This window comes from Halobacillus sp. A5, assembly GCF_024189315.1.
GTDB lineage: Bacteria > Bacillota > Bacilli > Bacillales > Halobacillaceae > Halobacillus_A.
Genome location: NZ_JAIZEO010000003.1, coordinates 553,871 through 576,926 on the forward strand (window position 1 = coordinate 553,871; position 23,056 = coordinate 576,926).

The window sequence follows — 23,056 nt, forward strand, 5'->3', positions numbered from 1 at the left end:
CGTCAGCTTTTTTTAGGAAATAGAACATGGAGTTTCTGTTAAGATAAATAGGGAAGAATAATCCTGTAAGGTTTGACGAGGTAACTTCATCATGTTAGCATGTTAGCAGACTAAAGGATTTTTTGAGTGAAGGGACGGAAAATAACTATGGTGAAACGGCTTATGTTTGAAAAACCACTGGGAATGCGAGACACGCTTCCTTTTTTTTATAATCAGAAATCAAAAGCAAGAGAGCAGCTGAAAACGTCGATCCTATCTTTTGGCTATTTATTTATGGACACACCCTTTCTTGAATATCACGAAACTGTCGGTAAAGTGAGCGCTACAAAAGAACAGCGTCTATTTAAGCTTCTGGATCAGCAGGGTCATACTCTCGTCCTGCGCCCGGACATGACCGCTCCTATAGCAAGAGTAGCGGCTTCACAGTTAAAAGACGCCGAGTATCCGCTTCGTTTAGCCTATGATGGGCCGGTATTTCGCGCGCAGCAGACGGAAGGGGGCAGACCAGCTCAATTTGAACAAGTAGGAACAGAGTTGATCGGTGACCATTCCTCATATGGAGATGCAGAAGTCATTGCTCTGCTCGTTGAATCTTTAAAGCAGTCTGGATTAGAAGACTTCGTGATTACCATTGGACATATCGGCTATGTAAAAGCATTCTTTAACGAATTGCTTGGTGAGGATGAAGAGACGACCGAGCAGCTTCTGGAATACCTCTACCGCAAGAATTATGTCGGCTATCGCGAACACATAAAGCTGCTTACCCTTAATGAAGAGAAGAAGAGAGCTCTTCTTGAATTATTGAATCTGCGAGGCGGGGAAAACGTGTTTGCTGATAGTAAATCGCTGGCTCGTAATCAAGTGTGTATGCAGGCTGTAAATGAATTGAAGCAGCTTTATAAGCTATTAAGTAATTACGGAGTAGAAAAATATATTCGCTTTGATTTAAACTTGATCAGCCACATGAATTATTATACGGGGATATTGTTTGAAGGATATGCACCTAACCTGGGGGCATTATTGTGTAATGGCGGCCGCTATGATAAGCTTCTTCCTTCTTTTCAGCTTAATGCCTCAGCTACCGGTTTTGCCATTCATTTAGAACGTCTTGTGGAATCATTAAACGATAGGACCAACGGTGACAACCGCATGGGAATTATTGTAGATGAAGACACACATGGACAAGGGATAAAAAGAGCAAAAGAGTTGAGAGAACAAGGGTACCCTGTATTATTACAGCATATCGATCAGGTTCCGGATCTCAATGAATTTAAAAAACAGCTAAAAGAATTTGAAGACCTTACATCCAAAGGGGGGAACAGGAATGAATAAGCCTCTAACTATAGCGATGCCGAAAGGGCGGATTTACGAGGAGGCCGCAGAGCTGATGCGTGAGGCCGGTTATCACCTGGAAGTAGATGCAGAGGAATCGAGGAAACTTATTCTGGAATTTCCAGAGCAGAACATTCAAGTTATGATGGCTAAGCCAATGGACGTTGTCACATATGTAGAATATGGTGCAGCAGATATAGGGATTGCCGGTAAAGACGTTCTCCTGGAACAAGATCGTGATGTTTATGAAGTACTTGATTTAAAAATCAGCCCGTGTTACGTAGCTGTGGCCGGGCTTCCCAATCAACCATTAAGCCGTGTTGCCCCTAAGATAGCTACAAAATATCCAAAGATTGCATCAGATTATTTTCGTGAGCAAGGGGAGCAAATTGAAATAATTCCACTAAATGGCTCGATCGAGCTTGCTCCGATCATCGGACTGACTGACAGAATTGTAGATATTGTATCAACTGGACGAACGTTGAAGGAAAATGGTCTTGTGGAATATGAAAAGATTACAGACATTACTTCGAGACTTATCGTTAACCCCGTCAGCTACCGCCTTAAAGGTCGGGAAATTGATGAAATGGTCACAGGACTGAGTAAAGCCGTAGGAGGGGAAGACTGATGAGAATAATGAAAAGAAGTGAAGTAGCCTCTCTTAAAAGAAGTGTAGACCAGGGTACTGAAGAACAACGGGAAACGGTGAAACAAATCATTGAGCAAGTCCGAACATTTGGAAATAACGCTGTCAAACGTTTTACAGAACAATTTGACGGAGCTGCGCTTGACCAGTGGCAGGTGACGGAAGATGAAATTGACGAAGCTTACGAGTCAGTTGATGGAGAATTTGTCCAAATACTTAGGGAAGCAGCAGAGAATATTCGCAGATTCCATGAGAAGCAGCAATCCAATTCATGGTTTCAAACATCTGAAGACGGAACGATTTTAGGACAAAAGGTTACTCCGATAGATGCAGCAGGTATTTATGTACCAGGAGGAACGGCTGCTTACCCTTCATCTGTGCTGATGAATGTTATTCCTGCCCAGGTTGCAGGTGTGAATAGAATTGTAATGGTGACTCCGCCTGATCGTGAGGGAAGAGTTCCTGCAGGAGTTTTAGTGTCAGCTAAATTGCTGGGTGTTAAAGAGATTTACAAAGTTGGCGGAGCTCAGGCGATTGCTGCTCTTGCGTATGGAACAGAGTCATTAGAATCAGTTGATAAAATCACCGGACCTGGTAATGTGTTTGTTGCCCTGGCGAAGCGTGAGGTTTATGGGGACGTTGATATCGATATGATTGCCGGGCCTAGCGAAATCGCGATCTTAGCTGATGACACGGCACGTGCTGATGAAGTAGCGGCGGACTTGTTATCTCAAGCTGAACATGATGCCCGCTCTTCAAGTGTTCTTATTACGACGAGTAAAACGCTGGCCGATGAAGTGAGTCAGTCCGTCATTAAGCAGCTTGAATCTCTGCCCCGCTTTGAAATAGCTAAGTCCAGCATTGAGGATTATGGCGCCGTGGTATTATGCAGCAGTAATGATGAAGCGATGGATGCCGTTAATGAAATCGCAGCCGAACACTTAGAAATTGTTACAGCTGACCCTTTTAAAGATATGGCTAAAGTAAAACATGCTGGTGCGATCTTTCTCGGTCCATACAGCAGTGAACCAGTAGGTGATTATTTTGCTGGACCTAATCATGTCCTTCCTACGAGTGGAACTGCCCGTTTTTCAAGTCCGTTATCCGTTGATGACTTTATTAAAAAAACCAGTATTATTTCTTACAGCAGTCAGGCCCTGGAGGAAAATGGAGGCAAGATTGCGAAATTTGCTCGTTTAGAGGGATTGGAAGCTCACGCCAGAGCTGTTGAATACCGGAAAGGAAGATGGGAATGACAGACATTCGTAAAGCTGAATTAAGCAGAAAAACAAGAGAAACAGATATTGAATTAGAATTTACTATTGATGGCCAAGGGAAGTCCATTCTGGATGTACAAGTCCCCTTTATGTCTCACATGCTTGAGCTCTTTACGAAGCATGGGTTGTTTGATCTAACAGTAAACGGTAAAGGCGACGTGGAGGTTGATGACCACCACTTAACCGAAGATATAGGTATTGTCCTCGGCCAGGCTCTGCGTGAAGCTTTAGGGAATAAATACGGAATTAAGCGGTATGGATCTATAACTCTCCCTATGGATGAAACCTTATTAACAGTCGCTATAGATTTAAGTGACCGCCCTCACCTTGAATGGCGGGCTGAGCTTCCGAAAAGCCGTGTAGGTACGTTCGACACAGAAAATGTCCATGAGTTTTTCTGGAAACTGGCGGTGGAAGCCAGGATGAATCTGCACATTGTAGTCCATCACGGACATAATACCCACCATATCATTGAAGCAATGTTCAAAGCATTTGCCAGAGCCCTCGATGAAGCTACTCAGCTAGATCCAAGAATTAAAGGAGTTCCCAGCACGAAAGGAAGTTTGTGATGATTGGTATTATTGACTATGGGATGGGAAATTTGTTTAGCGTTTCCAAAGCTTTAGAACGTATGGACGTTCCTTATACTATAGGTGAGCATCCAGATGAAATAGCTGACTGCGATGGATATATTTTACCAGGAGTTGGAGCATTTCCTGACGCAGTAAAAGCATTGAATAAACACGGCTTTATCCATTTTATTAAACAGAAAGTGGAATCAGGAGTTCCTATTTACGGAATCTGCTTAGGGATGCAGCTTCTCTTTGAAGAGAGTGAAGAAGGTGGCAGAACTAAAGGACTCGGATTATTTCCCGGGAAAATCGTCAGGTTTCCCGGCACTGATGAAGCTGGCATATCATATAAGGTTCCGCACATGGGATGGAACCAATTACAGCTTCATGAATCAGAGCACCCGCTGATGGAAAATGTGGGAGAAGAATATGTTTATTTCGTCCACTCCTACGTAGTAGATACACCGTCAGAAGAGATCGTGTTCGCTGCTGCAGATTATCATAAGACCGTACCAGCTATTGTAGGAAGGAACAATTTAGTAGCGAGCCAGTTCCACCCTGAAAAAAGCGGGCGGGCAGGTATACAGTTATTAGAAAACTTTTGTAAAAGAATGGTTAAACAGTGAGGAGCATAAAGAATGAGCTTTACAATTTTTCCAGCGATCGATATGAGAAATGGCAAATGTGTACGATTAGAACAAGGAGACTTCGATAAACAGACAGTATATGGGGACAACCCGTTTGAAGTAGCTAAAAGGTTTTCCGATGCAGGAGCTTCATGGATCCACATGGTCGATTTAGATGGGGCAAAGGATGGGTCCAGGCAAAATGCCGGGCATGTTGTAAAAGTAGCTGAAGATTTAGATGTTAAAGTTCAAATTGGCGGAGGTATTCGTTCTGAGGAAGATGTTGAATACTATCTCAACCGTGGAGTAGATCGTGTTATCATTGGTTCTCTCGCGGTCCGTGATCTCAACTTGACAAAAGAACTGTTAAAGAAATATGGAGATCAAATTGTTATTGGTCTGGATGCAAGAGACGGATATGTAGCAACAGAGGGGTGGCTTGAACGCTCAGAGGTAACAGCAGTTGGACTTGGTAAAGAGTTAGCTGAAGCAGGTGCTTCTACATTTGTTTATACTGACATTGCTAAAGACGGAATGCTGCAGGGCCCGAACGTGGAAGAGATCGTCCGCCTTGGAAAAGAAACCGGTGTCGACGTCATTGCTTCTGGAGGCATTAAAGGTATTGATGACTTACAGGAGCTGAAGAAATATCAATCCAGTCATGTCATAGGTTCCATCGTAGGCAAAGCATTATACACAGACCGAATTCAGCTTATTGATGCACTGAGAGAGGAGGAGCACTGATGCTGTCAAAACGAATTATTCCCTGTTTGGACGTGAAAGAAGGACGAGTAGTAAAAGGGATTCAGTTCGTTGATATTCGTGATGCCGGTGATCCAGTGGAGCTTGCCAAGGTTTATGATAAGCAGGGAGCGGACGAGCTTGTATTTTTAGATATATCTGCTACTCACGAGGGTAAGAAAACGATGATTGATGTGGTACGTTCCGTAGCATCTGAATTGGCGATTCCTTTTACTGTCGGGGGCGGAATACGGACGCTAGAGGATATGAAAGAAACACTGCGCAATGGAGCAGACAAGGTCTCATTAAATTCGGCTGCTGTCAAAAGACCTGAGCTCATTAAAGAAGGAGCCGATTACTTTGGTGCACAATGTATTGTAGTGGCTATAGATGCACGCTACGATGAAGAAGCAGAAACATGGCGGGTATACACGCATGGCGGGAGAACTCCGACAGAACTTCTAGTTATAGATTGGGCAAAAGAGGCTGTTCGCTTAGGAGCCGGAGAAATATTGTTAACTTCGATGAACAAAGATGGTGAGAAGACAGGCTTTGATTTACCACTTCTTCAAGCTGTCCAGGAAGTAATTACTGTTCCTGTCATTGCCTCCGGGGGGGCCGGATCAGCAGAGCATTTTAGTGAAGTATTTCAAGAAGTTGATGCGGATGCCGCGCTCGCAGCTTCTATTTTTCACTACAAAGAGACATCGATTGAAAATGTGAAAGAACATTTACGTTCGGAAGGGGTTATCGTGCGATGAACTTAAAGGATATTAATTTTGATGAAAGAGGTCTAGTCCCAGCGATTGTACAGGATGCTCGCTCAAAAGCTGTCCTTACATTAGCTTATATGAATAAAGAGTCTCTTCAAATGACCCTTGAAAAGGGAGAGACGGTTTTTTACAGCCGATCCCGCCAGGAGCTATGGCACAAAGGGGCAACTTCAGGCAATACCCAGAAGGTGGAGAGCCTTCACTTTGATTGTGACCAGGACGCGGTCTTAGTTCAGGTCGTTCCTGCAGGGCCGGCCTGTCACACAGGGGACTACAGCTGCTTTAAAGAATCGGTTGCTGACGAAGTTTCAGCACCAAAGGCAGAACCTTATGCGATATTAGACCAGCTTCGTCACACTCTGGCTGAACGTAAAGCTGTACTTCCAGAAGGTTCATATACATCGCAGCTTTTTCAGGAAGGTGTTGATCGTATAGCTAAAAAGATTGGTGAAGAAGCAGGGGAAGTAATAATTGCTGCTAAAAATGATGACCAAGATGAATTATCGATGGAGTCCGCAGATTTATTATTTCATTTATTAATGCTCTTAACAGACCGGGGAGTTAGTTTCGAGAAAGTTCTAAACGTACTCGAAACCCGCCATCAATAAAGAAGAATAAGAAATTACTAAATTCTCCTATTTCAAGATCACTTTCTGTGTTATACTGCATAATTAGTGAGTACGGATATGGAAGTAGGAGGACAGTCATGACGACATCACCGAATCCAACCATTTCAGAAAAGCAGTCTAACATTATTCCGTTCCTGCCAACGGGTAATTTCTATTTTTCTTACGGCATTCAAGCCTTTAAAAAAAGACGATTTGATTCGGCTGTTAAATGGTTAAAGAAAGCAATTGAATTATCACCCGACGAACCGCTCTACCCTTGCCAGCTTTCGGTTGTGTACACGGAAGTTGGCTCTTATCATGCCGCCAACCAGGTATTGAGTGAAGTTGTGGCCAATTTTGGCGAAGAGTATGTAGACTGTTATTACCTTATGGCTAATAACTACGCCCATCTTGGTTTATTAAGTGATGCAAAAAAATATGCAGAGAAATACATGGACCGGGAGGAAGATGGAGACTTTCAGGAAGCAGCATCTCAGCTTTTGGAAATGTTGAACTCTTTAGAAGAAGATGAGGCTGAAGATGATTATGCATTTGAAGACGAAGATGAATTAATCATTTATCAGGAGACCGCCTTTTATCATCTGGAATATGAAGAGTGGGACAAAGCCATCCCTGTTTTACATGAAATGATGCAGCTGTTTCCCGAGTTCAGATTGGCAAAGCATCAATACGCTTTTGCCTTGTTTAAGAGCGGCAGTGAAGAAAAAGCCATTGAATTAGAGAAGAAATGGCTGGATACGGATAACAGCGATATTCATAGTCATGTAAACTTAGCTACGTTTTATTTGTTAAATGAAGAAGGCAACCTGGCATCGCATCATATTGAACCGCTTCGAAACGTATTTCCTATGCATGAACAGCAAAAGCTGGCTATTGCAGAAACTCTGACAAGGGCAGGTTACTACGAGGAAGCTGTTGAACGTTTTCGCGGGTTGAAAAATAAAATAGTAATAGGCAGGAGAGGCTATTATAAATGGTTCAGCATTGCTTCCTACCAGACAGGTAAGCCATCTCGTGCTTTGCAGTTATGGGAAAAAGGGTGTAAGCAGTTTCCACACCTCAGTGAGGAAGGCGGCCCGTGGAATCATCAATAAGCACATTAATGGACTACATTTCGACAATTTACTATGATAAGAAAAGAAAATAGGAAGAGTGAAGGTAAGGAGTTGATCATCATGATAGAAGATCGTATTTATGATGTCATTATTGCAGGTGCCGGTCCTGCAGGTATGACAGCAGCTGTTTACACGTCACGAGCAAACCTCGATACCCTGATGATTGAGCGTGGGGTTCCCGGCGGGCAGATGGCGAATACAGAAGATGTGGAGAATTATCCAGGATTTGAGAGCATCCTTGGACCAGACCTTTCCAATAAGATGTTCGAGCATGCTAAAAAGTTTGGTGCTGAATATGCTTATGGTGATATTAAAGAAATAATAGAGGGAAAAGAATACAAAACTGTAAAAGCAGGTTCTAAAGAATATAAAGCTCGCAGTGTAATTATTACTACCGGAGCTCAATATAAAGAATTAGGCGTTCAAGGTGAGAAAGAATTAGGCGGCCGCGGTGTTTCTTATTGCGCAGTTTGTGACGGCGCGTTCTTTAGAGATAAGGAACTGGTTGTAGTAGGCGGAGGAGACTCTGCCGTCGAAGAAGGGGTTTATTTAACCCGCTTCGCAAGCAAAGTTACAATTGTTCACCGCCGCGATGAGCTTCGTGCCCAGAAGATACTGCAGGACCGTGCTTTTGACAATAATAAAATAGACTTCATTTGGAATACAGAAGTGAAAACAATAAATGAAGAGAATGGAAAAGTAGGCAGTGTCACTCTGCACAACAATAAAACTGACAAAGAATATGAATTTAAGACAGATGGTACATTTATCTATATTGGAATGAACCCTCTGAGTGGTCCATTTGAGTCCTTAGGCATTACAAATGAACAAGGGTACATTGAAACAGATGAACGTATGGAAACTAAAGTACCCGGAGTATTTGCCGCAGGGGATATTCGCGAGAAAGAACTTCGTCAGATTGTAACAGCGACTGGTGATGGCAGTATTGCCGCTCAGTCAGTTCAACACTATATCGAAAACCTGTTAGAGGAATTAAAAGTCGTTAACTAAAAAAGTAACTGCTTCTTAACGCTTCTGTAACATGAACGAAACAATTTTGGGTTACACTTAAAGTGATTAATTGACCCCCTTTTAATAGATAGATCTCTATTAGGCACAGGTGACCTCACCTGTGTCCTTTTTTTGTGCTTCAATCTAATGCCGTATAACATTGTGGCGAATCACGTATTCATTGTATAATAGATAAAGATGTCTTCGGATAGATAAGAAGAGGTGAATAGATCGTGCAACGTGTTGCTAATTGCATTCTGCGTGTAAATAATAAAATATTAATGCTGAAAAAACCTAGACGGGGATGGTATGTGGTTCCTGGGGGGAAGATGGAGGCCGGTGAAAATATAAAGGACTCTGTCATACGAGAATTTAAAGAAGAGACCGGGCTGGAAATATCGGACCCTGAACTTAAAGGTTCGTTCACATTCATTATGAAAGAAGAGGGTCAGACCGTCCAGGAGTGGATGATGTTTACCTTTCAAACAACATCATTTAATGGAGAACTGCTTGAGTTCAGCGAAGAGGGAGAACTGGAATGGGTGGACGTGGCCCAAGTTCTGAATAAACCAATGGCTGAAGGAGATCGTTATATTTTTAAGCATATCTTAAATAGTGAGGACCAATTATATGGTACGTTTGTATACACAACTGATTTTAAATTAATTGATCAGGATATGGATCCTTCTCGACCTAAGTAATCAGGGGGCGGTTGAAATGGCAGAAAAAGAACAAAATACTCAATTAGTTATTATTACAGGGATGTCTGGAGCGGGGAAAACAGTTGCTATACAGAGCTTTGAGGATTTAGGGTACTTTTGTGTAGATAACCTTCCACCAGCTCTTCTCCCAAAATTTCTTGAACTGATGAAGGATTCAACGAATGATATTAGAAACGTGGCCTTAGTTATGGATTTACGCGGCCGTGAATTCTTTGATGCATTATTCGATGCTCTGGATCAAGTCGGGAAAGAAGACTGGCTTGAAGCACATATACTATTTTTAGATGCCGAAGACCAAGCGCTTGTTTCACGCTATAAAGAAACAAGAAGGTCTCATCCCCTGGCCCATGAGGGACTGCCGCTGGAGGGGATTCGTCAGGAGCGGAAATTACTAGATGAGCTGAGAGGCCGGGCTCAAACCATAATTCATACAACGAGCTTGAAGCCTCGTGAATTGAGAGATCGAATTTTAGATCAATTTAAAGCAAGGGAGCAGCAGGTTTTTTCTGTGCAGTTGGTTTCCTTTGGCTTTAAATATGGCATTCCGATTGATGCAGATTTAATGTTCGATGTTCGTTTTCTTCCTAATCCGCACTATGTCGAACAGATGCGACCTTTAACCGGACTTAATTCTGAAGTTTCTTCCTACGTTCTCAAATGGTCGGATACACAGAAGTTCTTGGAAAAACTAACGGATTTATTGCAATTTATGCTGCCTCAATACCGAAGAGAAGGAAAAAGCCAGCTTGTAGTTGCCATTGGATGTACAGGAGGACAGCATCGTTCAGTAACTTTAGCTGAGCATCTTTCTAATTATTTTTCAAAAGATTTCACAACTCATGTAACACACCGGGATATAGATAAAAGAAAGGGACTGTAACTCATGAATCATTCAAAGAAACCACGAGTGGTCGTGATTGGCGGGGGCACAGGTATGCCTGTTCTCCTCAGGGGGCTGAAGTATTTTCCGGTTGATCTTTCTGCTATTGTTACTGTAGCAGATGACGGGGGCAGCTCAGGCAGGTTACGAACTGAACTTGCTATTCCTGCACCTGGAGATATACGAAACGTACTCGCAGCATTATCTGATGCCGAGCCCATGCTTCTAGATTTATTTCAGCACCGGTTTGTAAATGGAAATGGTCTTTCAGGGCATTCTATGGGGAATCTGCTTTTAGCTGCTATGACATCGATGACCGGCGATTTTTATAATGGAATTAAAGAGATCTCGAAGGTTCTAAATGTTCGTGGCAACATATACCCTACAGCCAATCACACAATGAACCTGCACGCTGAAATGGAAGATGGCATGATTGTGTCAGGGGAGTCGAATATTCCAAAACAAAATAAAAAAATAAAACGTGTTTTTGTAAGCCCTCTGCCTATTCAGCCGCTTCCAGAAGCCACTAACGCCATTAAAGATGCCGATTTGGTTGTCATTGCACCCGGAAGCTTGTATACGAGTATAATGCCAAACATTATCGTTCCTGAAATTAGAGCGGCGATTCAAAACACAAAGGCAAAGGTTACCTATGTTTGTAATGTAATGACGCAGCAGGGGGAAACTTCGGGTTATTCTGCCGCGGATCACGTACAGGCGCTGCATGACCACGTTGGGAAGGGCACCATTCATTCAATTATTGTTCACAACCAGCCGATTTCTCCGGCTGTCAGAAAAATATACGCTGAAGAGAACGCGGAGCCTGTCATTTATGATATAGACCGTGTGAGAAAGATGGGACTTGAAGTAATTGAAGAAGATATTTTAGACAGAAATAAGTCGACGATACGGCACGATACCAATAAACTGGCCCACTTATTGTACTCTATGATTTAGAAAAAGATTGAAGGGGGTGAACGTTGATGTCATTTGCTTCAGAGATTAAGAAAGAGCTGACAAATGTAGAGGCTGATGAATGCTGTAATGAGTCTGAACTTGCTGCTATGGTACGTATGAACGGGACGTTTTCTTTGTCGAATCAAAGTTATTTATTAGATGTACAGACTGAGAATGCGGCGATAGCAAGAAGGATTTACACCCTATTTAAGAAACTGTATCCGTATCCTGTTGAACTGCTTGTGCGAAAAAAAATGAGGCTTAAAAAAAATAATGTCTATATTGTAAGAATGAAGGAAAATGCAGAGAAGGTTTTAAATGATCTGGAAATTCTGGATGGTCCTCTAACGATTAACCCGGAGATTCCTAAAAAATATTTAAAGACCACATGCTGCAAAAGAGCCTATTTACGAGGAGCATTTCTTGCTGGAGGTTCTGTCAATAATCCAGAAACCTCCTCTTATCATCTGGAGATTTACTCCTCAGATAAAGAGCATAACGATGCGTTGTGTGAGCTTATGAACAGTTTTGGACTTCGTGCACGTACGCTTGAAAGAAAAAAAGGCTATATTACGTATATCAAAGAAGCTGAAAAGATTACAGAGCTTATTAGTAATATTGGAGCTCACCAGGCGCTTTTTAAATTTGAAGATGTACGTATTGTAAGGGATATGAGAAATTCTGTGAATCGCTTAGTGAACTGTGAAACAGCTAATTTAAATAAAACAATAGGTGCTGCCTTCCGTCAGGTGGAAAACATTAAATTTATTAAAAATACAGTAGGGCTTGAAGCTCTCCCCGATAAACTGCAGGAAATTGCTCGTCTCCGCTATGACCATCAAGAGGTTTCGCTTAAGGAGTTAGGCGAATTAGTGACAGGATCTCCAATCAGTAAATCAGGCATTAACCACCGACTGCGGAAGATTGATGAATTTGCAGACAAAGTCAGACGCGGTGATATCCAGGAAAGTAGCCAAAAATAGTGTAAAAAGCAGTGAATCATGCTATAATGAATTCAACTAAGAGCGCACTCTTTAGAGTAGCGTTCTTTATTTAAACCAATTGAATGCGCTTTCACGATAATTGTTGATGTATGGAAGGAGAATGATAGATGAAGGAACAAACGATAGTTATTGACTTAGACACAGGGTTGCAGGCACGACCGGCAGCACAGTTTGTACAGCTTGCCAACCGTTATTCCTCTGATGTGTTTATTGAAAAGGACCAAAAAAGAATTAACGCCAAAAGCATTATGGGATTAATGAGTTTAGCGGTAGGTCAAGGGGAAGAAGTTAAGCTGATTGTCGATGGGTCTGATGAAGAAGAAGTGATTAAACAGCTTACTGAATTTGTGAAGCAGACCTAAAAGCGTTTATGTGAAAAAATGAACAGAATGATTAAGGGAACGTTCTCATATTACATAAGAGAACAGCCTCATGAAAAAGCCCCCGTTTAGAACAACTTAACGGGGGCTTGATTTTACTAATTATTCGTTTGTTTTTTCCATTACCTTATCAATTAATCCATAATCTACGGCTTCATGGGCTGACATGAAGTTATCACGATCAGTATCACGCTCAATTACTTCAATTGGCTGGCCGGTTCTTTCAGATAATATCTGATTTAATTTTTCACGCATTTTAATAATTCGTTTTGCGTGGATCTCAATATCAGCCGCCTGACCTTGTGTGCCTCCTAAAGGCTGGTGAATCATTACTTCACTGTTAGGCAGTGCGTAGCGTTTTCCTTTTGTACCTGCATTTAACAAAAAGGCGCCCATAGAAGCGGCCATTCCCGTGCAGATTGTAGATACATCCGGCTTAATAAACTGCATCGTATCAAAAATTGCCATACCTGCCGTAATGGATCCGCCTGGTGAGTTAATATAAAGAGAGATATCTTTATCTGGATCATCAGCTGCTAAGAATAGTAGCTGAGCTACAACAGAGTTTGAGATGTTGTCGTCAATCGGTGCACCTAACATAATAATACGGTCTTTAAGCAAGCGTGAATAAATGTCATACGCACGCTCTCCTCTGTTCGTTTGTTCAATAACTGTAGGGACTAAATTCATTTCAATTCCTCCTTATTATCATACCTTTATGATGGAATGTAATTTTATAATACAATTAAGGTCAGAAAAGGTCAAACAAAACCCTTTGATATATTTCTTCTACCATCTTTCCCTAATTTTTCTTGGATAAACGTATGAATATCCAGCTATGTTTAAAGAAAATTTGACGAATCCGTCTTGCTTTTCCAGCGATTCCTAAGTATAATAGATCTTGCAGTTTTTCTTTTGCGCCCGTAGCTCAGTTGGATAGAGCGGTAGATTCCGGTTCTACGTCTGTCGGAGGTTCGAATCCTCTCGGGCGCGCTGAATATAATCCCAGGCTTAATCAGCCTGGGTTATTTTTTGCGGAATTTTATTATTCTGATATAACGTAATTTAACTTAGAGGGAGAAAATAACTGTATTATACCTTGGGACAAACCTTGCGTGTTATCATTTTTGTTTGTTCAATATAATAGTGGGTTGTAAAAAAAAGAATATGTGTTATTGTGGATGTTGGGGCAGTAACTGTTGCTCGTTTTTATAAGAAAAGGAGTTTTTATGACAAACATTCTTCGATTTAAAATTGTGTCGACCGAAAAAGTTTCAGAAGATCGTAGAATACATGTCTTTGATATGTTAAACCAACGTAATTTATCGTTTAATTTCGATTCAATGAAACGATCACCCGAAAGACTTGATAGTGAAGAAGAACTATCTGAATTTCTAGACACGAAAAAATTTAAAATTGAACATGGATATTATGATAAAAGCAAGGGGCACGTTTCTTAACGTGTCCTTTTTAATTCATCTTTTCTATGAAACAGGAGGGGTATAAATGAATAAAATCATTGTTTACAGAAAGGAAAGCTGCAGCTTGTGTGACGAGGTGGAAAGCTTAATCGAAATTCTTCAAGAAGATTACATAATAGATGTTAGTAAAATCGATATTGAGGGTAATATAGAATTGGAGCATAAATTTATGCTGGAGATTCCTGTTCTCGTTATTAACGGCGAAGAATTGGAATACCGTCATCTGGACCTCTCCGCTGTAAGAGAGCGTTTACATTGACAGGGAGCGATTTTATAACTTGCGCAGGCAAATTCACACTGTTAATATAATAGGTGAATAGGATATTTTTTTGCTCCTAGTGGGACAGAATATGACTGCCTGGGACGCATTTACCCCGGTCGATGTATTTCACAATTTTAAAGGAGCTATTACGATGAGAGCTTTAATTGATCTACAGAAAAAATTATTTCCAGATGTTCTTGAAATCATGCAGCGGCGTTACCAGCTGCTTCACTACATACAGCTCATGCAGCCGGTCGGGAGAAGGACTTTATCAGAAAACATAGAGCTGGCTGAGAGAACTGTTCGTAGTGAAGTGGATTATCTTAATAAGCTGGGTGCATTAGAAATAACATCCAGAGGCATGCACTTGACCTATGAGGGACAAAGCATTCTTGAACAGCTCTCAGAGTTTATTAAAGACGTGACGGGCATTAAGGTTTTAGAAAACCGTTTAAGGGAAAAATTAAATTTAGATCATGTCGTAGTAGTTCCCGGGGATAGTGATGAGCTGGATTGGGTAAAACATGAAATGGGAAAAGCCTGTGTCACCTTTTTGCAAAGCAGATTAAAGCCTAACAACACCGTAGCGATTACGGGAGGTACAACTATGGCAGCGGTAGCGGAAAAGATGATACCGCTGACTGAAGCTGAACATTGTATGTTCGTTCCCGCTAGAGGAGGGTTAGGCGAGCGTGTAGAGAATCAGGCTAACACGATTTGCGCAGAAATGGCTAAAAAAGCTAAAGGTGACTACCGTCTGCTTTACGTTCCTGATCCCCTAAGTGAGAGTTCTTATCAAACGATAATCGAAGAACCTTCGGTAAAGGAAATTCTCAACATGATTCGAAATGCGGATATTGTTATACACGGCGTCGGTGAAGCTGTGACTATGGCAGAACGCAGGAAGACTTCAAAAGGCGAAATGGAAAAGATTCAAGAGAGCAGTGCAGTTGGGGAGGCGTTTGGTTATTATTTCAACCAGCAGGGTGAGATCGTTCACAAGGTGAAGACGGTCGGCTTGCAGCTGGAAGATTTGAAATATGCCAGAAATATTATTGCAGTTGCGGGCGGACATTCAAAAGCTCGAGCAATAGAATCTTATTTCAAACCGGGGCAGAGTAATGTTCTCATCACAGATGAAGGGGCTGCACAAGAGCTTTTAAGGGATTCGTCCCTTTAAGATAAATTTTTTATTAAATTCAAGGAGGAATTTTGAATGACTGTAAAAGTAGGAATTAACGGTTTCGGCCGTATTGGACGTAACGTATTTCGTGCATCTTTAAATAACGACGAGGTAGAAGTAGTAGCTGTTAACGATTTAACAGATGCTAATATGCTGGCTCACTTGCTGCAGTATGACACTGTACACGGTAAACTTGATCAAGAAGTTACTGTTAACGGAGACAACCTGGTAGTAGGCGGCAAGGAAATTAAAGTAATCTCTGAAAAAGATCCAGCTCAGCTTGGATGGGGAGATCTTGGTGTAGAAGTTGTTATTGAATCAACCGGCCGCTTCACTCAAGGGGAAGATGCTAGAAAACACCTTGAAGCAGGAGCTAAGAAAGTAGTTATTTCTGCACCGGCTAAAGGTGAAGACTTTACAGTAGTTATGGGTGTTAACGAAAAAGATTACAACAAAGATGAGCATGATGTAATCTCTAACGCGTCTTGTACAACAAACTGTTTAGCACCATACGCAAAGGTTCTTAACGACAAATTCGGCCTTAAGCGCGGTATGATGACTACAGTACACTCTTACACGAACGATCAGCAGATTCTTGATCTTCCACACAAAGACTATCGTCGTGCACGTGCGGCAGCTGAAAACATTATTCCAACTACAACAGGTGCTGCCCAGGCAGTAGCTAAAGTTCTTCCTGAATTAGAAGGTCGTTTGACTGGTATGGCTATGCGTGTTCCAACGAAGAACGTTTCTATCGTTGACTTAGTAGCTGAACTTGATCAGGACGTGACTGCAGAGCAGGTGAACGAAGCTCTTAAAGCAGAAGCTGAAGGAGAACTTAAAGGCATCCTCGGGTACAGCGACGAAGCACTGGTTTCCTCTGATTACAACGGAAGCACTTACTCTTCAGTAATTGATGCACAATCTACTCTAACTCTTGAAAACAACATGGTTAAAGTTGTTTCCTGGTACGACAATGAGTTTGGTTACTCAAACCGTTGTGTAGATCTTGCTGCTTTCCTTAAGAAGCAAGGACTTTAATACAAAAACCATTGATTGGTCATACTAAGTAACTATTTTAAAGGAGGGGGTCTCATGTCCTCCTCCTTTATCCATGTTTAAAAGTATTCCTTGTTCATGTGTTTTTACAGGTACAGTTTGTGGAAATGTACATAATGGATAAGGGCAGTATTTGACTAAAAGAGGAGGGTGTCATTCATGAATAAAAAAACAATTCGTGATGTAGTAGTACAAGGGAAGACGGTGTTCTGCCGCGTCGACTTTAACGTGCCTATGAGTGGTGGGGAAGTTACAGATGATACAAGAATTAAAGCAGCAGTCCCAACCATCGAGCACCTGACTGGAAATGGCGCAAAAGTGATTCTTGCCAGTCACCTTGGACGACCTAAAGGAGAAGCAGTAGAAGAGCTTCGGCTTGATCCAGTGGCTAAACGTCTTAGCGATCTAGTAGGTAAAACGGTGACAAAGACGGATGAGGTTTATGGTGACGAAGTAAACAAGGCAATCTCTGAAATGGAAAATGGAGACATCCTGTTAGTGGAGAATGTTCGTTTCCATCCAGGTGAAGAGAAGAATGATCCGGAATTGGCGAAGGCTTTTGCGGATATGGCTGATCTTTATGTAAATGACGCCTTTGGAGCTGCCCACCGTGCCCATGCTTCTACTGCAGGTGTAGCGGAGTATATCCCGGCCGTGGCAGGATTCTTAATGGAGAAGGAAATCAATGTTCTTGGAAAAGCTTTATCGAACCCGGAACGCCCTTTTACTGCCATCATTGGCGGGGCAAAAGTTAAAGATAAAATCGGTGTAATTGATAACTTAATTGATAAAGTAGATCACTTAATTATCGGTGGAGGTCTTGCTTATACGTTTGTTAAAGCACAGGGCCATGAAGTCGGCAAGTCTTTACTTGAAAAAGACAAAATTGACCTGGCGAAAGAATATATGAAGAAAGCAGAAGAAAAAGGTGTAGATTTCGTTATGCCTGAAGACGTCATAGTTGCTGATGACTTCTCCGATTCTGCTAATACCAAGGAAGTCGATATTGACAGCATCCCCGCTGATTGGGAAGCCTTGGATATCGGTCCGAAAACCCGCGATAAGTACTCTAAAATTATAAAAGAGTCTAAACTCGTCATCTGGAACGGTCCAATGGGAGTATTCGAACTGGAAACTTTTGCGAACGGTACGAAAGATGTAGCGCAGGCACTTTCCACAACAGAAGGTTATACTGTTATTGGAGGGGGAGATTCCGCGGCTGCAGTAGAGAAATTCGGTTATGCAGATGACATGGATCACGTATCTACAGGCGGTGGAGCTTCTTTAGAATTTATGGAAGGAAAAGAACTTCCAGGAGTTGCACTACTCAACGATAAATAATTAGGAGAGTGATGAAATCATGCGTAAACAAGTAATTGCAGGAAACTGGAAAATGAACAAAACGCATACGGAAGCGGAAGATTTTATTCAAACAGTTAAAAATGAAGTTCCGTCTTCGGATCAAGTTGAATCCGTCGTTTGTGCTCCATTTCCTTTTCTACAAAAGCTGGTAGAAGAGACCAAAGGTACATCTGTGAAAATTGGTGCTCAAAATATGCACTATGAAGAAAACGGTGCTTTCACAGGTGAAGTAAGTCCTGTAATGCTTAAAGAACTTGGAGTTAAATATGTCGTTATTGGACACTCTGAGCGTCGTGAAATTTTTAAAGAGACTGATGAAGAAGTAAACAAAAAAGTACATGCTGCTTTTAATCATGACTTGACTCCAATAGTCTGTGTAGGTGAATCTCTCGACCAGCGTGAAGCAGATCAAACAATGGATCATGTGGAAAATCAAGTGAAACAAGCTTTTGAAGGCTTAACAGATGAGCAGGCATCAAAAGTTATTGTAGCCTATGAACCTATTTGGGCGATTGGTACTGGCCGTACAGCTACTTCAGAGCAGGCGAATGAAGTCTGCACACACATCCGCAGGGTTTTAATTGATTTCTACGGCTCAGAAGTTGCAGATGAAGTACGTATTCAGTATGGCGGAAGTGTTAAGCCGGCGAATGTTGATGAACTTCTCTCTCAATCCGATATCGATGGAGCGCTTGTCGGTGGAGCTAGTTTAGAAGCAGATTCTTTCTTAAAACTAGTGGAGGCAGGTAAGCATGAGTAGTAAGCAAAACTTAGCTGCGTTAATTATTCTTGACGGCTATGCTCTTCGTGATGAAGAGAAGGGTAATGCCGTTAAGCAGGCTGACACGCCTAACTTTGATCGATATTGGAATCAGTTCCCTCATTCCCAGCTTCAGGCAAGTGGAGAAGCAGTTGGACTCCCAGAGGGGCAGATGGGCAACTCTGAGGTAGGTCACTTGAATATCGGTGCCGGCCGGGTAGTTTATCAGAGTTTAACTCGGATCAATTTGTCTATTCGGGAAGAAGAGTTTAAGAAGAATGAAGAGCTTGTAAATGCTGTGAAACATGCTAAAGACAATAATAAAGCTCTACACGTGTTTGGGCTGCTTTCTGATGGCGGTATCCACAGTCATATTGATCACATGTATGCTCTTTTAAAGTTAGCGAAGGAATATGAAGTAGATAAGGTTTATGTTCACGGTTTTCTCGATGGCCGGGACGTAGATCAGCAGTCCGCGAAGAAATTCATTGGGGATGCTCAGGAGAAAATGAAAGAAATCGGGATTGGTCAATTTGCTACAATTGGCGGCCGTTACTATGCAATGGACCGGGATAATCGCTGGGAGCGTGTGAAGAAGTCCTATGATGCTATTGCTTACGGTAAAGGTCCTAATTATTCCGATCCGATTCAGGCGATTGAGGAATCGTATGAAAAAGAAATATACGATGAATTTGTAGAACCTTTCGTAGTAACGGATGAGGCTGGAGAGCCTGTTGGGAATATGAAGGATGAAGATACAATTATCTTTTACAATTTCCGTCCTGACCGTGCCATCCAATTGTCCCGCTCCTTTGCTAACGATAATTTTGAAGACTTTGAACGAGGAGATAAAGCTCCAAAAAATCTTTATTTTATCGGCATGACTCAATATAGTGATGCAGTAAATAGTAAAGTAGCTTTTCCGCCAAACGATCTAAAAAATACAGTCGGTGAAGTCTTAGCTCATAACGGTCTGAAGCAATTAAGGATTGCTGAAACGGAAAAATATCCTCATGTGACATTCTTCATGAGTGGAGGACGGGAAGATAAATTTGATGGGGAAGAGCGCATCCTTATCGATTCTCCTAAAGTCGCCACTTATGACTTAAAGCCTGAAATGAGTGCTTATGAAGTAACGGATGCTTTACTTGCGGAACTCGATGCCGACAAGCACAATGCGATTATCCTAAATTTCGCAAATCCGGATATGGTAGGTCACTCAGGGAAGCTGGAGCCGACTGTTAAAGCAATTGAAGCCGTTGACGAGTGCTTAGGGCGGATTGTCGATAAGATTCATGATAAAGGCGGACAAGCCATTATAACTGCTGATCATGGGAACTCTGACGAGGTGACGACCTTAGAAGGAAATGCTATGACAGCCCATACTACGAATCCTGTACCCGTAATTGTGACGAAGGGTAATGTAGAGTTAAGGGAAGACGGGGTACTTGGAGACCTTTCCCCAACCCTTTTACAGCTATTAGAAGTTAAACAACCAGAAGAAATGACAGGAAAATCATTAATTAAAGGAGAGAAATAATTATGCCATATATTACTGACGTTTACGCACGTGAAGTACTAGACTCCCGTGGTAACCCAACTGTAGAAGTTGAAGTGTATACAGAATCCGGAGCTTTCGGAAGCGCGCTTGTACCAAGCGGTGCATCTACAGGTGAATATGAAGCAGTAGAACTACGCGACGGAGATAAAGACCGTTATCTTGGTAAAGGTGTTCAAAAAGCTGTAGATAATGTAAATGAAAAAATTGCGCCAAACCTATTAGGGATGGACGTTACTCAACAGGTGATCATTGACCAAATGATGATTGAGCTGGATGGTACAGAAAACAAAGGAAACCTTGGTGCTAATGCAATCCTTGGTGTTTCTATGGCTGTTGCTCACGCAGCTGCAGATGTACTTGATCTTCCACTTTACAAATACCTTGGAGGATTCACTGCATCCACACTTCCAACGCCAATGATGAATATTTTAAATGGCGGTGAGCACGCTGATAACAATGTAGATATTCAAGAATTCATGGTTATGCCTGTTGGTGCTCCGACTTTTAAAGAAGCCGTACGCATGGGTGCGGAAATTTTCCACGCTTTGAAAAAAGTTCTTAAGTCTAAAGGGTATAACACTGGTGTAGGAGATGAAGGCGGATTCGCTCCAAACCTGGGCTCCAACGAAGAAGCTTTATCTACGATCATTGAAGCGATTGAAGAAGCAGGATATAAACCGGATGAAGAAGTCCGTCTTGCGATGGATGTAGCCTCTTCAGAAATTTACGAAGACGGCAAATATAACCTTAAAGGTGAAGGTGTTGTTCGTACTTCAGAAGAAATGGTTGACTGGTATGAGGAGCTTGTTAATAAGTATCCAATCGTTTCTATTGAAGATGGTTTGGATGAAAATGACTGGGAAGGTACGAAACTTCTAACTGATCGTATCGGAGACCGCGTGCAGCTTGTTGGCGATGACCTGTTCGTAACCAATACGAAAAAGCTGAGCCGTGCGATTAAAGAAGGCGTTGGCAACTCTATCCTAATCAAAGTAAACCAAATCGGAAGTCTTACAGAAACGTTCGAAGCTATTGAGATGGCTAAGCGTGCAGGATATACGGCAGTAATCTCTCACCGTTCTGGTGAAACAGAAGATGCAACGATTGCGGATATCGCTGTAGCAACAAACGCAGGTCAAATTAAAACAGGCGCTCCATCACGTACAGATCGTGTTGCGAAGTACAACCAGCTTCTTCGTATCGAAGACCAGCTGCTTGGCACAGCTAACTATGCTGGAAACCAGGCATTCTATAACCTGGATAAATAATTCTTAAATTCGGCCTCTCTCGTACAATCGAGGGAGGCTTTTTATTATATTTTCCTGTATGATAGGAAATAGATTACGTTTAGGAGTTATCCAGCATGAAGAAAATTATACAACTATTAATAATCATCCTGCTAATTTATGTAGGTTATACAGGATATTCGATTTGGACTTATGGTCAAGGAAATACTGAAGCAAATGCTGACGCTGCTATGGTACTTGGGGCAGCACAATGGAATGGGAAACCAAGTCCCGTGTTTGAAGGAAGACTTAAGCAAGGTATTGAACTTTATAAAGAGGGGCAGGTCGATTATTTAATTGTAACCGGGGGCGCATCAGAAGGCTCTGTAACTTCAGAAGGCGAAGCTGGCAGAGACTATGCCATCGAGTGGGGTATACCCAAAAAAGATATAATTGTTGAGGATAAGTCTATGGTAACTGAAGAAAATTTATCAAATGCAGAGACTCTAATAGAGAAAGAGAAGATTACGTCCATTCTTCTGGTCAGCGACACTTTTCATTTAAAAAGGGCCGTGAACCTTGCAGAAGATAAGGGAATGAATGCAATAGGTGTACCGACAAAGTATTCTGCCTATCAATCATGGGAAACAAAAATACCTTTTTTTATGCAGGAGTGGCTGTATTATATCGCTGATCCATTTATTCAAGTTTTCAAAGACTAATTGAGGTGGCTTTTAATGGACCTTTATGAAGCAATCAAAGCGAGAAGATCGATTCATGATTTCACAACTGAAATGATTGATGAAGCATTGCTGAAAGAGATTATTCAAATAGCGGGCTGGGCCCCTAACCATCGGATGAAACAACCGTGGAAAATAAAAATGTTCCAGCAGGAAGGTGCTGAAGACTTTTCGCAGCTGGTGATTGAAAGCTATAAAAGAAGCGGTTTTACAGACGGGTATTCCAAAGAGAAAACTGATAAAGTCATGGAGGGTATCAAAGGGTTTCTTGTTAAAATACCACATCATGCTCTTGTTTATATGGAGAAGGATGGGAACTTGCATAGATTTGAAGAAGATTATGCAGCGGTATGTGCCTTTATACAAAATATACAGCTGGCTGCATGGGGGAAAGGAATAGGCATGCTGTGGACATCAAGTCCTTATATATATGATGAAACGTTTATTCGAGGTGTCGGTCTTGATGGAAAGAAGCATAAAGCGGTGGCTGTTCTGCAAATGGGCTACCCTGCTAAAATTCCCCAGGCTAAGCCGAGAGATCAAGTATTATTCGAAGTAGAAAAGAATTATTTTATAAACTCGAGATGTTGATATTAAGCTTGTTCCTAGTCTATCCACCAAGGAAAAGAAACTGAACAATTTTTGTTGCTCATCTTTTCAGCCTGTTGAAAAAGTTTGGGTGTATGTGCGCATGGTGTCTCATGGTTCCCTCATTTGAACCACTTTTTAAAAGAGACTCTAGGAACCATTGGATCCC

26 protein-coding genes and 1 tRNA gene are annotated in these 23,056 nt (G+C 41.8%); 26 read left to right on the plus strand and 1 reads right to left on the minus strand.

The features are described from left to right. Nucleotides 1-147: 147 nt before the first annotated feature. The 15 genes from LF822_RS14490 (at nucleotide 148) to LF822_RS14560 (ending at nucleotide 12,647) form a co-directional block, all read left to right on the plus strand. Complete coding sequence (locus LF822_RS14490) at nucleotides 148-1,332, plus strand: ATP phosphoribosyltransferase regulatory subunit (RefSeq protein WP_253924953.1); 1,185 nt, start codon at nucleotides 148-150, stop codon at nucleotides 1,330-1,332. Further along, complete coding sequence (gene hisG, locus LF822_RS14495; protein ID WP_253924778.1) at nucleotides 1,325-1,960, plus strand: ATP phosphoribosyltransferase; 636 nt, start codon at nucleotides 1,325-1,327, stop codon at nucleotides 1,958-1,960. Before LF822_RS14490 ends, hisG begins: the two co-directional genes overlap by 8 nt. Further along, nucleotides 1,960-3,234 carry a histidinol dehydrogenase gene (hisD, locus tag LF822_RS14500; RefSeq protein ID WP_253924779.1) on the plus strand — a complete coding sequence of 425 codons (1,275 nt, stop codon included), beginning with the start codon at nucleotides 1,960-1,962 and terminating at the stop codon, nucleotides 3,232-3,234. The genes hisG and hisD overlap by 1 nt, the downstream gene beginning before the upstream one ends. Further along, nucleotides 3,231-3,824 (plus strand): imidazoleglycerol-phosphate dehydratase HisB, encoded by a 594-nt coding sequence (gene hisB / locus LF822_RS14505; RefSeq protein WP_256522080.1) that lies wholly within the window; start codon nucleotides 3,231-3,233, stop codon nucleotides 3,822-3,824. The genes hisD and hisB overlap by 4 nt, the downstream gene beginning before the upstream one ends. After that, entirely contained in the window at nucleotides 3,824-4,453 is a 630-nt protein-coding gene (hisH, locus tag LF822_RS14510) for an imidazole glycerol phosphate synthase subunit HisH (RefSeq protein ID WP_253924780.1), read from the plus strand. The genes hisB and hisH overlap by 1 nt, the downstream gene beginning before the upstream one ends. Before the next feature lie 12 nt (nucleotides 4,454-4,465). Further along, nucleotides 4,466-5,197, plus strand: a complete 732-nt coding sequence (hisA, locus tag LF822_RS14515; protein ID WP_253924781.1) for a 1-(5-phosphoribosyl)-5-[(5-phosphoribosylamino)methylideneamino]imidazole-4-carboxamide isomerase — start codon at nucleotides 4,466-4,468, stop codon at nucleotides 5,195-5,197. Next, a complete protein-coding gene (gene hisF, locus LF822_RS14520) occupies nucleotides 5,197-5,955 on the plus strand; it encodes an imidazole glycerol phosphate synthase subunit HisF (RefSeq protein WP_253924782.1) in 759 nt (252 codons plus the stop codon). The genes hisA and hisF overlap by 1 nt, the downstream gene beginning before the upstream one ends. After that, on the plus strand, nucleotides 5,952-6,575 hold the full coding sequence (gene hisIE, locus LF822_RS14525; protein ID WP_253924783.1) for a bifunctional phosphoribosyl-AMP cyclohydrolase/phosphoribosyl-ATP diphosphatase HisIE: 624 nt from the start codon (nucleotides 5,952-5,954) through the stop codon (nucleotides 6,573-6,575). Before hisF ends, hisIE begins: the two co-directional genes overlap by 4 nt. Before the next feature lie 98 nt (nucleotides 6,576-6,673). Continuing rightward, nucleotides 6,674-7,690, plus strand: coding sequence for a tetratricopeptide repeat protein (locus LF822_RS14530; RefSeq protein WP_253924784.1), 1,017 nt, complete (start codon nucleotides 6,674-6,676; stop codon nucleotides 7,688-7,690). An 81-nt stretch (nucleotides 7,691-7,771) separates the two neighbouring features. Beyond that, nucleotides 7,772-8,722, plus strand: a complete 951-nt coding sequence (gene trxB / locus LF822_RS14535; protein ID WP_253924785.1) for a thioredoxin-disulfide reductase — start codon at nucleotides 7,772-7,774, stop codon at nucleotides 8,720-8,722. A gap of 233 nt (nucleotides 8,723-8,955) precedes the next feature. Beyond that, a complete protein-coding gene (locus LF822_RS14540; protein ID WP_253924786.1) occupies nucleotides 8,956-9,423 on the plus strand; it encodes an 8-oxo-dGTP diphosphatase in 468 nt (155 codons plus the stop codon). A 16-nt stretch (nucleotides 9,424-9,439) separates the two neighbouring features. Beyond that, a complete protein-coding gene (rapZ, locus tag LF822_RS14545; RefSeq protein ID WP_253924787.1) occupies nucleotides 9,440-10,324 on the plus strand; it encodes an RNase adapter RapZ in 885 nt (294 codons plus the stop codon). Nucleotides 10,325-10,327: 3 nt separating this feature from the next. Beyond that, nucleotides 10,328-11,281 carry a gluconeogenesis factor YvcK family protein gene (locus tag LF822_RS14550; RefSeq protein WP_253924788.1) on the plus strand — a complete coding sequence of 318 codons (954 nt, stop codon included), beginning with the start codon at nucleotides 10,328-10,330 and terminating at the stop codon, nucleotides 11,279-11,281. A gap of 26 nt (nucleotides 11,282-11,307) precedes the next feature. After that, complete coding sequence (gene whiA / locus LF822_RS14555; protein ID WP_253924789.1) at nucleotides 11,308-12,264, plus strand: DNA-binding protein WhiA; 957 nt, start codon at nucleotides 11,308-11,310, stop codon at nucleotides 12,262-12,264. 128 nt (nucleotides 12,265-12,392) lie between these two features. Then, a complete protein-coding gene (locus LF822_RS14560; protein WP_253924790.1) occupies nucleotides 12,393-12,647 on the plus strand; it encodes an HPr family phosphocarrier protein in 255 nt (84 codons plus the stop codon). Nucleotides 12,648-12,767: 120 nt separating this feature from the next. Here LF822_RS14560 and clpP read toward each other — a convergent pair whose 3' ends face one another. Further along, the gene (clpP, locus tag LF822_RS14565; protein WP_101843094.1) at nucleotides 12,768-13,355 is read right to left on the minus strand and encodes an ATP-dependent Clp endopeptidase proteolytic subunit ClpP; all 588 of its coding nucleotides are present in this window, start codon (nucleotides 13,353-13,355) and stop codon (nucleotides 12,768-12,770) included. Between the two features lie 227 nt (nucleotides 13,356-13,582). Between clpP and LF822_RS14570 the strand changes: the two genes are divergently transcribed. From LF822_RS14570 to LF822_RS14620, 11 genes are all read left to right on the plus strand, one after another. After that, nucleotides 13,583-13,658 (plus strand) — tRNA-Arg (locus LF822_RS14570). A gap of 236 nt (nucleotides 13,659-13,894) precedes the next feature. Continuing rightward, nucleotides 13,895-14,125 carry a hypothetical protein gene (locus LF822_RS14575; protein ID WP_253924791.1) on the plus strand — a complete coding sequence of 77 codons (231 nt, stop codon included), beginning with the start codon at nucleotides 13,895-13,897 and terminating at the stop codon, nucleotides 14,123-14,125. Between the two features lie 46 nt (nucleotides 14,126-14,171). Further along, nucleotides 14,172-14,405 carry a glutaredoxin family protein gene (locus LF822_RS14580; protein ID WP_253924792.1) on the plus strand — a complete coding sequence of 78 codons (234 nt, stop codon included), beginning with the start codon at nucleotides 14,172-14,174 and terminating at the stop codon, nucleotides 14,403-14,405. A 154-nt stretch (nucleotides 14,406-14,559) separates the two neighbouring features. After that, entirely contained in the window at nucleotides 14,560-15,588 is a 1,029-nt protein-coding gene (locus LF822_RS14585; protein ID WP_253924955.1) for a sugar-binding transcriptional regulator, read from the plus strand. Nucleotides 15,589-15,624: 36 nt separating this feature from the next. Continuing rightward, nucleotides 15,625-16,632 (plus strand): type I glyceraldehyde-3-phosphate dehydrogenase, encoded by a 1,008-nt coding sequence (gap, locus tag LF822_RS14590; protein ID WP_253924793.1) that lies wholly within the window; start codon nucleotides 15,625-15,627, stop codon nucleotides 16,630-16,632. Between the two features lie 177 nt (nucleotides 16,633-16,809). Beyond that, nucleotides 16,810-17,991: a phosphoglycerate kinase gene (locus tag LF822_RS14595; protein WP_253924794.1), complete on the plus strand. Its 1,182-nt coding sequence runs from the start codon at nucleotides 16,810-16,812 to the stop codon at nucleotides 17,989-17,991. A 19-nt stretch (nucleotides 17,992-18,010) separates the two neighbouring features. After that, a complete protein-coding gene (gene tpiA / locus LF822_RS14600; RefSeq protein ID WP_253924795.1) occupies nucleotides 18,011-18,772 on the plus strand; it encodes a triose-phosphate isomerase in 762 nt (253 codons plus the stop codon). Next, a complete protein-coding gene (gene gpmI / locus LF822_RS14605) occupies nucleotides 18,765-20,312 on the plus strand; it encodes a 2,3-bisphosphoglycerate-independent phosphoglycerate mutase (protein WP_253924796.1) in 1,548 nt (515 codons plus the stop codon). The genes tpiA and gpmI overlap by 8 nt, the downstream gene beginning before the upstream one ends. Nucleotides 20,313-20,314: 2 nt before the next feature. Continuing rightward, nucleotides 20,315-21,601 carry a phosphopyruvate hydratase gene (gene eno / locus LF822_RS14610; protein ID WP_253924797.1) on the plus strand — a complete coding sequence of 429 codons (1,287 nt, stop codon included), beginning with the start codon at nucleotides 20,315-20,317 and terminating at the stop codon, nucleotides 21,599-21,601. Between the two features lie 95 nt (nucleotides 21,602-21,696). After that, entirely contained in the window at nucleotides 21,697-22,281 is a 585-nt protein-coding gene (locus tag LF822_RS14615; protein WP_253924798.1) for a YdcF family protein, read from the plus strand. Between the two features lie 15 nt (nucleotides 22,282-22,296). Then, nucleotides 22,297-22,890: a nitroreductase family protein gene (locus LF822_RS14620; RefSeq protein WP_253924799.1), complete on the plus strand. Its 594-nt coding sequence runs from the start codon at nucleotides 22,297-22,299 to the stop codon at nucleotides 22,888-22,890. The last annotated feature ends 166 nt before the right edge of the window (nucleotides 22,891-23,056 follow it).

What these genes read in the sequence shown, in the direction of transcription:
- LF822_RS14595 (WP_253924794.1), top strand. Translation starts at nt 16,810, where the DNA reads ATGAATAAAAAAACAATTCGTGATGTAGTAGTACAAGGGAAGACGGTG.
- hisD (WP_253924779.1), top strand. Translation starts at nt 1,960, where the DNA reads ATGAGAATAATGAAAAGAAGTGAAGTAGCCTCTCTTAAAAGAAGTGTA.
- whiA (WP_253924789.1), top strand. Translation starts at nt 11,308, where the DNA reads ATGTCATTTGCTTCAGAGATTAAGAAAGAGCTGACAAATGTAGAGGCT.
- LF822_RS14530 (WP_253924784.1), top strand. Translation starts at nt 6,674, where the DNA reads ATGACGACATCACCGAATCCAACCATTTCAGAAAAGCAGTCTAACATT.
- hisA (WP_253924781.1), top strand. Translation starts at nt 4,466, where the DNA reads ATGAGCTTTACAATTTTTCCAGCGATCGATATGAGAAATGGCAAATGT.
- gpmI (WP_253924796.1), top strand. Translation starts at nt 18,765, where the DNA reads ATGAGTAGTAAGCAAAACTTAGCTGCGTTAATTATTCTTGACGGCTAT.
- LF822_RS14585 (WP_253924955.1), top strand. Translation starts at nt 14,560, where the DNA reads ATGAGAGCTTTAATTGATCTACAGAAAAAATTATTTCCAGATGTTCTT.
- eno (WP_253924797.1), top strand. Translation starts at nt 20,315, where the DNA reads ATGCCATATATTACTGACGTTTACGCACGTGAAGTACTAGACTCCCGT.
- LF822_RS14615 (WP_253924798.1), top strand. Translation starts at nt 21,697, where the DNA reads ATGAAGAAAATTATACAACTATTAATAATCATCCTGCTAATTTATGTA.
- LF822_RS14550 (WP_253924788.1), top strand. Translation starts at nt 10,328, where the DNA reads ATGAATCATTCAAAGAAACCACGAGTGGTCGTGATTGGCGGGGGCACA.
- LF822_RS14580 (WP_253924792.1), top strand. Translation starts at nt 14,172, where the DNA reads ATGAATAAAATCATTGTTTACAGAAAGGAAAGCTGCAGCTTGTGTGAC.
- gap (WP_253924793.1), top strand. Translation starts at nt 15,625, where the DNA reads ATGACTGTAAAAGTAGGAATTAACGGTTTCGGCCGTATTGGACGTAAC.
- trxB (WP_253924785.1), top strand. Translation starts at nt 7,772, where the DNA reads ATGATAGAAGATCGTATTTATGATGTCATTATTGCAGGTGCCGGTCCT.
- tpiA (WP_253924795.1), top strand. Translation starts at nt 18,011, where the DNA reads ATGCGTAAACAAGTAATTGCAGGAAACTGGAAAATGAACAAAACGCAT.
- LF822_RS14490 (WP_253924953.1), top strand. Translation starts at nt 148, where the DNA reads ATGGTGAAACGGCTTATGTTTGAAAAACCACTGGGAATGCGAGACACG.
- hisG (WP_253924778.1), top strand. Translation starts at nt 1,325, where the DNA reads ATGAATAAGCCTCTAACTATAGCGATGCCGAAAGGGCGGATTTACGAG.
- hisIE (WP_253924783.1), top strand. Translation starts at nt 5,952, where the DNA reads ATGAACTTAAAGGATATTAATTTTGATGAAAGAGGTCTAGTCCCAGCG.
- clpP (WP_101843094.1), bottom strand. Translation starts at nt 13,355, where the DNA reads ATGAATTTAGTCCCTACAGTTATTGAACAAACGAACAGAGGAGAGCGT.
- LF822_RS14575 (WP_253924791.1), top strand. Translation starts at nt 13,895, where the DNA reads ATGACAAACATTCTTCGATTTAAAATTGTGTCGACCGAAAAAGTTTCA.
- hisH (WP_253924780.1), top strand. Translation starts at nt 3,824, where the DNA reads ATGATTGGTATTATTGACTATGGGATGGGAAATTTGTTTAGCGTTTCC.
- rapZ (WP_253924787.1), top strand. Translation starts at nt 9,440, where the DNA reads ATGGCAGAAAAAGAACAAAATACTCAATTAGTTATTATTACAGGGATG.
- hisF (WP_253924782.1), top strand. Translation starts at nt 5,197, where the DNA reads ATGCTGTCAAAACGAATTATTCCCTGTTTGGACGTGAAAGAAGGACGA.
- LF822_RS14620 (WP_253924799.1), top strand. Translation starts at nt 22,297, where the DNA reads ATGGACCTTTATGAAGCAATCAAAGCGAGAAGATCGATTCATGATTTC.
- hisB (WP_256522080.1), top strand. Translation starts at nt 3,231, where the DNA reads ATGACAGACATTCGTAAAGCTGAATTAAGCAGAAAAACAAGAGAAACA.
- LF822_RS14560 (WP_253924790.1), top strand. Translation starts at nt 12,393, where the DNA reads ATGAAGGAACAAACGATAGTTATTGACTTAGACACAGGGTTGCAGGCA.